Genomic DNA, 11,483 nt, shown 5'->3' with positions numbered 1-11,483 from the left:
CACTTTCCCGCTAGCTTCGGAGCATGCTCTCCACCACCCCGCGCACCCGGCTCGGCCGGGAGAAGCATCGCGGCAGCGACGACCGCGCCGACCTGTACGAGGTGCTCGACACCGGGCTCGTGTGCCACCTGGGCGTGGTCGTGGACGGCCACCCGATGGTGATCCCCACCGGCTACGGGCGCGTCGGCGACACCCTCTACCTGCACGGCTCCACCGGCGCCCGGTCGCTGCGCGCGGGCGAGGGCAACGAGGTGTGCGTCACGGTCACCCACCTCGACGGCATCGTGCTGGCCCGCTCGTCCTTCAACCACTCGGTCAACTACCGCTCCGCCGTGATCTACGGCCGGGCCAGGCTGGTGACCGACGAGGACGAGCGGCTGCTCGGCCTGCGTGCCCTGACCGAGCAGCTCGCCCCCGGCCAGTGGGACTACACGCGGCAGCCGACGCGCAAGGAGCTGGCCGCCACCGCCGTGCTCGCGCTGTCGCTGGAGGAGGCGTCGGTCAAGATGCGCCGGGGCGCCCCCTCGGACGAGGAGGAGGACTACGCGCTGCCCGTCTGGGCCGGGGTGCTGCCGCTCGTGACGACGTGGGGCGAGCCGGTGCCCGACCCGGCTCTTCCAGAGGGAATCGACATACCTGTTCACATCAGCGGCCGAAGGTAGTTCCATAAATCAGGACCGATCCGGCAAACCAATCGCCTCGATCGTGCGTCACAATCAGGTGGGCCGCCTCTGATGGGAGAGGCAACATGGGCTGGGAAGCTCCTGGTTATACGGAAGTCAGGCAGCTCGGCACCGGCGCCGCCGGCCGGGTCGTCCTCGCCGTGCACGACGACACGGGCATCCACGTCGCCGTCAAGTACCTGTCCGACCGCTGGCGGCGCGACCCGGTGGCGCTCGCCCGCTTCCGGGCCGAGGCCCGCACGCTGACCACGCTGCGCCACCCGAACATCGCCACCCTGTGGGAGTACATCCAGGACCCGCAGGGCGCCGCCATCGTCATGGAGCTGGTCAACGGCGTGTCGCTGCGCGCCCTGCTGCGCGAGCACGGCGCCACCGGGCCGGAGGCGGCGCTGGTCGTCCTCAAGGGCTCGCTCCTCGGTCTGGCCAGGGCGCACGAGACGGGGCTCGTGCACCGCGACTACAAGCCGGAGAACGTCATCGTCCGCGACGACGGCGTCAGCAAGCTCGTCGACTTCGGCATCGCCGTCCGGGAGGGGACGCTCTCCCGCCCCGAGGGCACGCCGCCGTACATGGCGCCGGAGCTGTGGGCCGGGGAGCCGTCCTCGGCGGCGACCGACGTGTACGCGGCCACGGCCGTCTTCTTCGAGTGCCTGACCGGGCAGCGGCCCTACCGGTCCACCGAGCCCGTCGTGCTCGGCTACCAGCACGTGCACGCGCCCATCCCGGTCCAGGACGCGCCCGAGCCGGTGCGCGGGCTCGTCGAGCGCGGGCTGGCCAAGGACCCCGCCGCCCGGCCGGCCGGCGCCGAGGCGTTCGTGGCCGAGCTGGAGGCCGTCGCGGCGGCGGCGTACGGCGACGACTGGGAGGAACGCGGCAGGCGGCGGTTGGCGGCGCTGGTGCTGCTGCTCGCCGTGCTCATGCCCGAGCCGCCGCCCGCCGAGCCGCAGGTGTCGACCACGCTGGCCCGCACCACCTTCCGCCGCGTGCGCGGGCACGTCACCAAGACCGCGATGGGCGCGACGCTGGCCGCCCTGGTCGCCGTGTCGGCCGCGCTGGTGATCGCCAACCGGGACCGGGCGACGCCGTTCGAGCCGGTCGCCGCCGCGCCGCCCACGGAGTCCGGCGTCCCCGTCGCGCTCCCGCCCACGCCGAGCACCACGCCTCAGCTCGTGCCCGAGGACACCGCCGACCCCGAGGACACCGGGGCCCCCGAGGACACCGGGGACCCGCCCGGCGGCACCGACTCCGACCCGCCGCCCACCGCCACCCCGCCGTTCACGGCCACCGCCGCGCCGAGCGCCACCCGTACCGCCGGGCCGAGCGCCACCCGCACGTCCCGCCCGGCCCCGACGCGCACGGCGACGCCCACGCCCACGCGGACCGTCACCCCCACCCCGACCAGCACCCCGACCAACACCGTCACCCCGACCCCGCCGCCCGTGACCTCGGTGTCGCGGCTCGGGGTGGGGCGGCTCGCCGTGGACGGCGCGACGGCCGCCGGGACGTTCACGCTCGCCGCCACCGGCGCCGCCACCGTCACCGTCGAGGCCACCTGGCGGGCCGGCGGCCGGATCGTGCACGTCGAACGCCTGCGGCTGCGCGGCGACACCGCCTACACGCGCACGCTGCGCCACACCTTCCCCGAGCGGCCGTGCGGCCAGGACGTCACGCTCACCGTCGCGTCCACCCCGGCCGCACCCGGCGGCGCCCGGTCGGCCACGGTCAGCGTGCCGCCCTGCCCCACCGAGGTCACCGCGTTACGGGCGACGCTCCGCATGGACGGCGCCACCGCCCGCGCCCGCCTCCTCATGACCACCAGCGGCACCGCCGAGGTGCCCGTCTCCGCCGCCTTCGCGGTCGACGGCGACCAGGTGGCCGACCGCTCGGCGGTCCTGTCGGGGCGGACCTCGTACACCCGCGACCTCACCTACGCCTTCCGCGCCCGCCCGTGCGGCTCCACCGTCTCGGTGCTCGTGCGCGCCGGCGGGCGGACGGCGTCCGCCCGCGCGCGCGTGACCTGCCCGCCGGAGGTGAAGAGCGTCTCGATCGTACGGACCGCGTACGGCGACGGCACGGCCACGGCCACGGTCGCCGTGGGCACCGGGAACGCCAGGCCGGTCCGGCTGACCGTGACGTTCCAGGTCGGCGACAGGGTCGCCGGGAGCCAGGTGCTGGAGCTGGCCGGCGACACGTCGTACGTCAGGACCGTGCGGCAGGCGTTCGGGCAGGTGCCCTGCGGGACGACCTGGCAGGTGCGCGCCTCCACCCAGCCGGGGGCGGGCAACGGCACGGCGGTGGCCGGCGGCCGGACCCCGGCCTGCGAGCCGGAGGAGCCGTCGGAGGAACCCACCGAGGAACCCACGGAGGGGCCGACGGAGGGCCCGGGAACCATCGGCTGACCTGCATGTACCCCCATGTACGGATATCTGGTGACGTGGTGAGGTGCCGGGCCGTTAAGCTACGCCTCGTCTGTTAAGGGTGGGGGCCTAGAAGACTCCAGAGGAGAACCGTTATGTACGGTGATGGGCAGTGGGGGGTCCCCGGCTACACCGAGGTTCGCGAACTCGGCAGCGGCGCCGCCGGCCGCGTGGTCCTGGCAAGGCGCGACAGCGACGACGCCGAGGTCGCCATCAAGTACCTCTCCGACGAGCTGCGGTCCGACGTGAGCTTCGTCGCCCGCTTCCGTCACGAGGCCAGGCTGCTCGGCACGCTGCGCAGCCCGCACAACGCCCGCCTGATCGACTACGTCGAGACCGGGCGGGGCGCGGCCATCGTCATGGAGCTCGTCGACGGCGTGTCGCTGCGGCAGCTGCTCAGGTCGGAAGGCCCGACCGGGCCAGAGGCCGCGCTGACCGTGCTCAAGGGCTCGCTCCAGGGCCTGGCCGCCGCGCACGCCATCGGCGTCGTGCACCGCGACTACAAGCCCGAGAACGTCATCGTCCAGGGCGACGGCGACACCAAGCTCGTCGACTTCGGCATCGCGGTCATGGCCGGCGAGGGCGCGAGCGCCGCCGGCACCCCGCCGTACATGGCGCCCGAACAGTGGTCCGGGCTGCCCGCCTCGCCCGCCACCGACGTGTACGCCGCCACGGTGGTGTTCTTCGAATGCCTCACCGGCGCCCGGCCGTTCCGCGCCTCGAACGTCGCCGCCCTCGCCCACCAGCACCAGGCCGCCGCCCCGCCCGTCGAGGAGGTCCCGGCCGCGCTGCGCGAGCTGGTCGAGCGCGGCCTGGCCAAGCGGGCGGACGCGCGTCCCGCCTCCGCCGAGGCGTTCCTGGCCGAGCTGGAGGCCGTCGCGGCGGGCGCGTACGGCGACGACTGGGAGGAACGCGGCAGGCGGCGGTTGTCGGCGCTGGCGGGGCTGCTGCTCCTGCTGTTCCCGTCCGCGCCCGACGCGCCCGTGGAGGTGCACACCACGCTCGCCCGGACCCGGTTCGGCAAGCCCGGCAAGGTGATGACCAAGCTCACCGGCAAGATCGCCATCGGCGCGGTCTGCACCGGGGCGGTGATCACCGCCGCGCTCGTCCTCACCAACACCCTCGACGGCGACCGCACCCTGACCGCCCAGAGCACCGAGGTCACCCCGTCGCCCTCGGTCCCGGCCGAGCCCGCCACCTCGGAGCCGCCGTTCTCGGAGCCTCCGTTCTCCGAGCCGCCCGCCTCCGAACCGGCCTCGGAGCCGCCCGCCACCGAGCTCCCGGACACCGGCCCGCCCGTCGTCCCCACGACCGCCCCCACGACCGCCACCGCGGCGCCACCGCCGGATCCCGCCCCCACGACCGCCTCCCCCACCAAGACGGCCAAGCCGGCCACCGCCGCCCCCACTGCCACCAAGACCCGCTCCCCCAAGCCCACGAAGACCGCCGACCCGCAGCTCACCGGCAGGGCCCACGCCCACAACGGCACCGCCGGGCCGCTCCCCAAGCCGACCCCCACCCCCACCGCCACCCAGGCGACCACCCGGCCGCCCCGCCCCACGCCCACCCGAACCCCGACGTCCCAGAGCCCCACCCCCGACGAAGAGCCCACGGGTGACGGCGAGACCACGCCCGGACTCCCCGGCCCCGAGCCCTCCACGGCAGCGGCGGCCCCAGCGGCACTGCTCGCGGCCGGGCTCGTGACGACAGGCGCGCTTCCCGTCACACTTGCGGTGAAACGCCGCATGGCGGGACGGCACCGCAGGAAGCGCTAGAAGACGCGGCGGGGGGCGACGGCGATGAGCAGTCCGAGAAACGGTATTGCCGGGTTCCGGCTGACCGAGCACACGTGGATCACCGAGCTGGGCAACTGGATCGACGCGATCTCACCCGACGGGCGGCGGGCGGGGGCGCTGCTGTTCGACGCGCGCGTCATCGAGCTGCCCGGGGTGCGGGAGCGCGTCGTGTCCGCCGTCCTCACCGACCGCCGCCTCGTCCTCGGCGGCCTCACGGGGCTCATCCCGGTGGCGGACGTCGTGGCGGCCGGCGACCAGGTGTGGCTCCTGACCGCCCAAGCGGTCACCCCCACCCTCTCCACCCTCCTCACCGTCCCCCCGTCCAGCGACGCCCCCGGGCGGGGCAACCACCCGTACGGCGACGCGGCCCCGCAAGGCGGGCGCCCGTACGGGAGCGCGGCCCCGCAAGGCGGGCGCCCCTTCGGAGACTCCGCCGCCCACAGCGGGCACCCGTACGGGGACGCTCCCGCCCAAAGCGGGCAGCCTCTCGGGGGTTTCCCCGCTCACGGCGGCCACCCGTACGGGGATGGGGGTGTGTCGCTGTTGGGGGGTGTGGAAGTCGATGGGGCGGCGTCGGTGCTGGTGGAGACGGCGCGGACGCTGCTCGGGCTGCACGCCGCCGGGGTGACCCACGGCTCCGTGCATCCGGGGACCGTGGTGATCACGGCCGAGGGGGAGGCGCTGCTGTCGGAGCGCGGCCTGGCCGACGCCATCCGGGGCCAGGTGTCCGCTCCGGAACGGGACGCCGCCGGGTGGGCGTCGCTGGCACGCGGGCTGGCGGCCTCGAGCACCAGGGAGGCGCCCCAGGTGGCGGCGCTGTTCGAGCGGGCGGCGGGCACGGCGGTCACCAGGGGGCTGGCGGCGGCCCGGGACCTGCTGCTGGCCGAGCTGCCCCCGGGGACGGTCAGCCGGGACGGCCTGGCCCGGGCGGCGCGCGGCCGTTCGGTGTTCGCCCAGCCCTCGGCGTACCGGCAGCCGCCCGCCCAGGTGCCGGAGGATCGGGACGAGGGCGACATCGTCACCCTTCTGCACGTCCCCGAAGCCCGTACCCCCGCAGGCCCGGACGGCTTGGCGGGCGCGGGGGCCGGGACGCGGCCGGGGGCTGAGGTGGCCACGCGGCCGGGGCGGCAGGGTGAGGGGGAGGTGCGGTTCGGGCCGGGGGTCGGGGCGCCGGCGGAGACGGCGGCCGAGCGGATCTGGCGTGAGGGCCGTGACGGGCCGGGCGGGCGGCGCGGCGCGGGCCGGCGGGGCAGGGCGGCGCGGCGGCGGCGGACGGTGCTGTCCGCGGTGGTGCTGGCGGTGGTGCTGGCGGGCGCGGCGTTCGCCTGGCTGCGGCTGAACGGCGGCGGCGGCCCGGAGCTGGCCGTGTCGGAGGTGGCGGTGCACGTGCCGAAGAAGACCCAGGGCTGCGACACCGTGGTGACCGTCACGGGCACGATCACCACGAACGGCGGCGTTGGCGAGATCCGGTACGAATGGCACCAGAACCTGGAGAAGAAGGTCGAGCGCGGCACCCTGCGCACCCGGGCTGACAGGACGTCGTACGACCTGACGCTGCGCTGGGAGTTGCAGGGTGAGAGCACGGTGAAGGCGACGTCGACGCTGCGGGTGCTGTCGCCGGGCCCGGCGCGCAGCGGCAAGGCGACTTTCACGTACAAGTGCTGAAGCCCAAGTGCCGAACGGCGCAACAATGCATCTCAAAGCCGTTCTTACTACTCTGACGGGCATGACCCAGCAGACCCCCGCGGGCTGGTACCCCGACCCGTACGGATCCCCTCAGTTGCGGTGGTGGGACGGCAACCAGTGGACGGACGCCACCCACCCCCTGGAGCAGGGATCGCAGCAGCCCCAGAGCCGCCCGCAGCAGCCCCAGAGTCAGCCCGACTGGTCGTCGGCGCCGGCGAATCCCACGCTCGCCTACGGCCAGCAGCCGCAGTTCGCCCAGGCCCCGCAGCAGCAGCAACCGCCCACGCAGCAGCCGCAGCAGCCCGGTCAGTGGGGCGGCGCGCCGCTGCCCGGTCCCGGTTACGGGCCGCCGCCCAAGCAGAGCAACCCGCTGCCGTGGGTGCTCGGCGGCCTGGCGGCGCTGGTGGTGGTGGCGCTGATCGCGGTGGCGGGCATCTACCTGGCCAACAGCTCCTCGCCGGTGGCGGCGCCGACCGACTCGCCGACGCAGTCGGCGCCGGAGACGGAGGACCCGCCGAGCGAGCGGCCCTCCGACCCGCCGACCGACCAGCCCACGGATCGCCCGACGACCCCGGCCCAGCTCCCGCAGCCGCAGGACGGCACGGTGACCGACCCCATCGCGGGCCTCTCGTACGAGGTGCCGGAGGGGTGGACGGTGCCGGAGGCGAGCTCGATCAACGGCACCAACCCGGCCATCCAGTCGTGGACGAGCGGCGTGGGCAAGGTCGCGCACGAGAAGTTCGACGGCGAGAGCGACTGGGTGGGCAACATCTACGCGGGTGAGCTGATCGAGCGCTTCCCGTACGCCGGGGCGGCGAGCCTGGGCACCACGGCCAAGCTGGTGATGGCGGACTTCGCCCGCTACTACGACCTCCCCCACGAGAGCAAGATCGTCGCTGACAAGGCCATGAAGATCGGTGACCGGGACGCCTGGGTGGTGCAGTTCGAGTACGACTTCACCAAGGTGTCGGAGCAGAAGAACTTCAAGTGGAAGAAGGAGAGCGGCGCGGTCGTGCTGATGGACCGGGGCGAGGGCGAGCGTCCGGCGCTGGTCTACATCTCGGTCCCGGACAACCTGGGCACCGACGTGGTCGGTGACGTGCTCAGCTCTATCAAGCCCGCCTGACCGGTGGCACTAGGCTGGTGGGGTAGGCAAGCGGGGCGGGTCACTCCGGGCCGCTGCGGCGAGGAGAACGAATGAGTGACTTGCTGGTCTGGATCGACTGCGAGATGACCGGGCTCGATCTCGGGCGCGACGCGCTCGTGGAGGTGGCGTGCATCGTCACCGACAGCGAGCTCAACCAGCTGGACGAGGGCGTCGACGTGGTCATCAAGCCGCCGCCGGAGTCGCTGGAGCAGATGTCGCAGGTGGTCAGGGAGATGCACACCGCGTCCGGGCTGCTGCCGGAGCTGGCCGGCGGGGTGACGCTGGCCGAGGCGGAGTCCATGGTGCTCGACTACCTGCGGCGGCACATCGCCGAGCCGAAGAAGGCGCCGCTGTGCGGCAACTCGATCGGCACGGACCGCACGTTCCTGTCGCGTGACATGCCGGCGGTGGACGCCTACCTGCACTATCGGATGATCGACGTGTCGTCGATCAAGGAGCTGGTCCGCCGGTGGTATCCGCGGGTCTACTTCGCCGCGCCCGAGAAGCAGGGCGGTCACCGGGCTCTCGCCGACATCACCGAGAGCATCCGAGAGCTGCGCTACTACCGTGCGGCCGTGTTCGTGGGGCAGCCCGGGCCCGATTCGGCGACGGCCCGGACGCTCGCCGAGCGTGTCAGCGGTTAATGGGTGGCGTGAAGACTCCCGAACACCGCTACACTTTTGCTGTGCCGTTCTCACGGGCGGCACGATGGTGGGTGTAGCTCAGTTGGCAGAGCGCCAGGTTGTGGTCCTGGATGTCGAGGGTTCAAGTCCCTTCACTCACCCTGACGCGAACGGCCGGTCCGATAGGACCGGCCGTTGCCGTTTTCTTCCGGCATCGTCCCCAAATCACGACATTGCGAGTTATGCTCGCTGTCTACCGCCAACGCCGGAAGCTCGGGGGCCCTCGGCGACCTGACTGTCTACGCGCCCCGGAGGCCGGATGAGAGTCGACGACGCAGCGTTCGAGAGCGTGTTCACGTCACTGAGCAAGCGCGAGGCCGAGGTCATGGACCTGATCGCGAAGGGCGAGTCCAACGGCCAGATCGCGCAACGGCTTTTCCTCAGCGAGAAGACGGTCAAGAACCACGTCAACCGCATCTACGCCAAGCTGGGCGTGGACTCGCGCGTCACCGCGATCGGCCTGTGGCTATCGCGTGAGTGACCCCTCCAGGGTGGTGGCCAGGGCGTCGAGCCCGTGCTCCAGGTCCTGCTCGGGGATGTTCAGCGCCGGGCGCAGCCGCACCGAGCGGGTGCCGCACGGCAGCACCAGCACGCCCGCGTCCTCGCGCAGCGCGGTGACCATCGCGTCGCGCGCCGCCGTGTCGGGCAGGTCGAAGGCGGCCATCAGGCCCCGGCCGCGCACGTTCGCGACGGTCTCCGGGTGCTCGGCCTCCAGCTTGGTGAGGCGTTCGAGGATGACCGAGCCGAGGGTGGCGGCGCGCGGGATCAGCCGGTCGCGTTCGATGATCTCCATCAGGCCGCGGCTGCGGACCATGTCGACCAGCCCGCCGCCCCAGGTGGAGTTGATCCGCCCGCTGCGCCTGAACACGTTGTCCTCGACCTGGTCCACCCGGCGGCCCGCCATGATGCCGCCCACCTGGACCTTCTTGGCGAAGGCCACGATGTCGGGCTCCAGGCCGAGCTGCTGGTAGGCCCACGGGGTGCCGGTGGTGCCGCCGCCGGTCTGCACCTCGTCCAGCACGAACAGCGCGTCGTGCTCGTGGCAGAGCCGCTGCATCGCCTGGAGGAACTCGGCGCGCATGTGGTTGTCGCCGCCCTCGCCCTGGATCGGCTCGGCGATGAAGCAGGCGATGTCGTGCGGGTGGCGTTCGAAGGCGGCGCGGGCCTGGGCGAGCGCGCGTTCCTCGGCCGCCTCGACGTCGCCGAAGTGGATGGCGGGCACGTCCACGCGCGGCCAGTCGAAGACGGGGAAGCGCTCGGTCTTGACCGGGTCGGTGTTGGTCAGGCTCAGCGTGTAGCCGCTGCGGCCGTGGAAGGCCTGCGTGAGGTGCAGGACGCGGGTGCCGAGCGCGGGTGAGCGGCCGGCGGCCTCGTTGCGGCGGCTCTTGTAGTCGAAGGCCGTCTTCAGCGCGTTCTCGACGGCCAGCGCGCCGCCCTCGACGAAGAACAGGTGGGGAAGGGCCGGGTCGCCGAACACGCGGGTGAAGGTGTCGACGAAGTCCGCCAGATGCTCGGTGTACATGTCGGGGTTGGCGGGTTTGTTCCGGGCGACCTGGCCGAGCAGGCGGGTGAAGTCCGGGTCGAAGGGCGGGTTCACGCCCAGGGGCGCGGATGCGAAGAACGTGTAGAAGTCCAGGTAGCGGCGGCCGTCGCGGGCGTCGACCAGCCAGGAGCCCTGGCTGAGCTCCAGGTCGAGGACGAGCCGGTAACCGTCGACGAGCAGGTGGCGGGCGAGGCGGGCGTGTACGTCCATGTCTCCTCCACAATGAGCCGGACATGCTGTACATTTCCCGCCTTCATCCCGATATATACGTAAGATTTACGGATGATGGGCCTTCGGCGCGAGGTTCTTCACCCGGAACGCCAGAGCCACCATCGCGATGCCGTACAGGATGGCGAAGAGCCCGATCAGCCAGGCCAGCGTGAGCAGGCCCGCCCCCGGCCAGATCAACAGCAGGACGCCGAAGATCACCGACAGGATGCCGCCCACGATGAGCATCCACTCGTTGTCGATCACCTTGCGGAGCTGGATCCCGTCCACGATCTCGGCGATCCCGTGGAAGATCGCCCAGAACGCGACCACGTACAGCAGTGCCAGCGAGGTGATGCCGGGCCACACGAGGGCCACGATGCCGGCCAGGACGCTGACGACGCCGATGAAGATCGGCCACGCCCGCGACCGCGCCCCGTGCCGGAACCCGGAGAAGATCGAGAAGATCCCGTCGACGATCGCGTACGCGCCGAAGAAGACCACCAGCACGAGCAGCGTGATGCCCGGCCAGATCAGCGCGAGGATGCCGAAGAGGATCGCCGCGATGCCGCGGATGAGCACCAGCCACCAGGTGCTTGCGAGTCGTTCCATTCCGCTCTGCTGTCCAGGATCGACTCCCGGATAGCCCCGCATGCGGTCAAATCACTGTGAATAGACCACGATCGACACCGCGATGTACTGCACCAGGTAGGCGGCCAGCGTGAAGGCGTGGAAGACCTCGTGGTAGCCGAACCAGCGCGGCGACGGGTCGGGCCGGCGCAGCCCGTACACGACGGCGCCGGCGCTGTAGAAGACGCCGCCGACGGCGACGAGCACCACGGCGGCCACCCCAGCGCCCTCCAGGAGCTGCGGCATCACGAAGATCGCGGTCCAGCCGAGCGCCAGGTAGAGCACGGTGTAGAGCCAGCGCGGCGCGCCCATCCACAGCACCCTGAACAGCACCCCGGCCAGCGCCCCGCCCCAGATCACGCCGAGCACCGCCACCCGGGCGGCCCCGTCGAGCGCCAGCAGCGCGAACGGCGTGTAGGTGCCCGCGATGATCAGGTAGATGTTCGCGTGGTCGCAGCGCCGCAGCACCTCCGCCAGCCGGGGGCCGAGCGTGCTGCGGTGGTAGGTGGCCGAGATGCCGAAGAGCAGCCCCGAGGTGATCGCGTAGACGGCGGCGGCGAGACGGGCCTGGAGCGTGGGGCCGAGCGCCACGAGCGCGAACCCGCCCAGCAGGGTCACGGGCAGCGCCCCCGCGTGCAACCAACCGCGCAACCGGGGCTTTACGGTGATCGTCGTCATGAAACCTACGGTA

Annotated in this window: 10 protein-coding genes and 1 tRNA gene; 8 read left to right on the top strand and 3 right to left on the bottom strand. The window is 72.7% G+C overall.

Annotated elements, in window-relative coordinates; genetic code table 11:
* The first annotated feature begins 23 nt into the window (after positions 1-23).
* From ACWDXC_RS07650 to ACWDXC_RS07615, 8 genes are all read left to right on the top strand, one after another.
* Positions 24-662, top strand: coding sequence for a pyridoxamine 5'-phosphate oxidase family protein (locus ACWDXC_RS07650; RefSeq protein WP_449979187.1), 639 nt, complete (start codon positions 24-26; stop codon positions 660-662).
* An 86-nt stretch (positions 663-748) separates the two neighbouring features.
* A complete protein-coding gene (locus ACWDXC_RS07645; protein WP_449979185.1) occupies positions 749-3,082 on the top strand; it encodes a protein kinase domain-containing protein in 2,334 nt (777 codons plus the stop codon).
* Between the two features lie 113 nt (positions 3,083-3,195).
* The gene (locus ACWDXC_RS07640) at positions 3,196-4,875 is read left to right on the top strand and encodes a serine/threonine-protein kinase (RefSeq protein WP_449979182.1); all 1,680 of its coding nucleotides are present in this window, start codon (positions 3,196-3,198) and stop codon (positions 4,873-4,875) included.
* Positions 4,876-4,899: 24 nt separating this feature from the next.
* Entirely contained in the window at positions 4,900-6,561 is a 1,662-nt protein-coding gene (locus ACWDXC_RS07635; protein ID WP_449979180.1) for a hypothetical protein, read from the top strand.
* Between the two features lie 61 nt (positions 6,562-6,622).
* Positions 6,623-7,708, top strand: coding sequence for a DUF2510 domain-containing protein (locus ACWDXC_RS07630; RefSeq protein WP_449979178.1), 1,086 nt, complete (start codon positions 6,623-6,625; stop codon positions 7,706-7,708).
* A gap of 71 nt (positions 7,709-7,779) precedes the next feature.
* Positions 7,780-8,373 (top strand): oligoribonuclease, encoded by a 594-nt coding sequence (orn, locus tag ACWDXC_RS07625; protein WP_219513622.1) that lies wholly within the window; start codon positions 7,780-7,782, stop codon positions 8,371-8,373.
* A gap of 67 nt (positions 8,374-8,440) precedes the next feature.
* Positions 8,441-8,513 (top strand) — tRNA-His (locus tag ACWDXC_RS07620).
* Positions 8,514-8,671: 158 nt separating this feature from the next.
* The gene (locus ACWDXC_RS07615) at positions 8,672-8,893 is read left to right on the top strand and encodes a helix-turn-helix domain-containing protein (protein WP_049556178.1); all 222 of its coding nucleotides are present in this window, start codon (positions 8,672-8,674) and stop codon (positions 8,891-8,893) included.
* Here the strand turns inward: ACWDXC_RS07615 and lat are convergent.
* From lat to trhA, 3 genes are all read right to left on the bottom strand, one after another.
* Positions 8,879-10,165, bottom strand: a complete 1,287-nt coding sequence (gene lat, locus ACWDXC_RS07610) for an L-lysine 6-transaminase (protein WP_449979175.1) — start codon at positions 10,163-10,165, stop codon at positions 8,879-8,881. The two genes, ACWDXC_RS07615 and lat, sit on opposite strands and share 15 nt — an antisense overlap.
* Positions 10,166-10,231: 66 nt before the next feature.
* Positions 10,232-10,774 carry an HdeD family acid-resistance protein gene (locus tag ACWDXC_RS07605; protein ID WP_449979173.1) on the bottom strand — a complete coding sequence of 181 codons (543 nt, stop codon included), beginning with the start codon at positions 10,772-10,774 and terminating at the stop codon, positions 10,232-10,234.
* A 51-nt stretch (positions 10,775-10,825) separates the two neighbouring features.
* Entirely contained in the window at positions 10,826-11,470 is a 645-nt protein-coding gene (trhA, locus tag ACWDXC_RS07600; RefSeq protein ID WP_449979171.1) for a PAQR family membrane homeostasis protein TrhA, read from the bottom strand.
* Between the last annotated feature and the right edge of the window lie 13 nt (positions 11,471-11,483).

Source organism: Nonomuraea sp. NPDC003214, from assembly GCF_053590035.1.
This window is presented reverse-complemented; position numbering and strand designations above follow the sequence as displayed.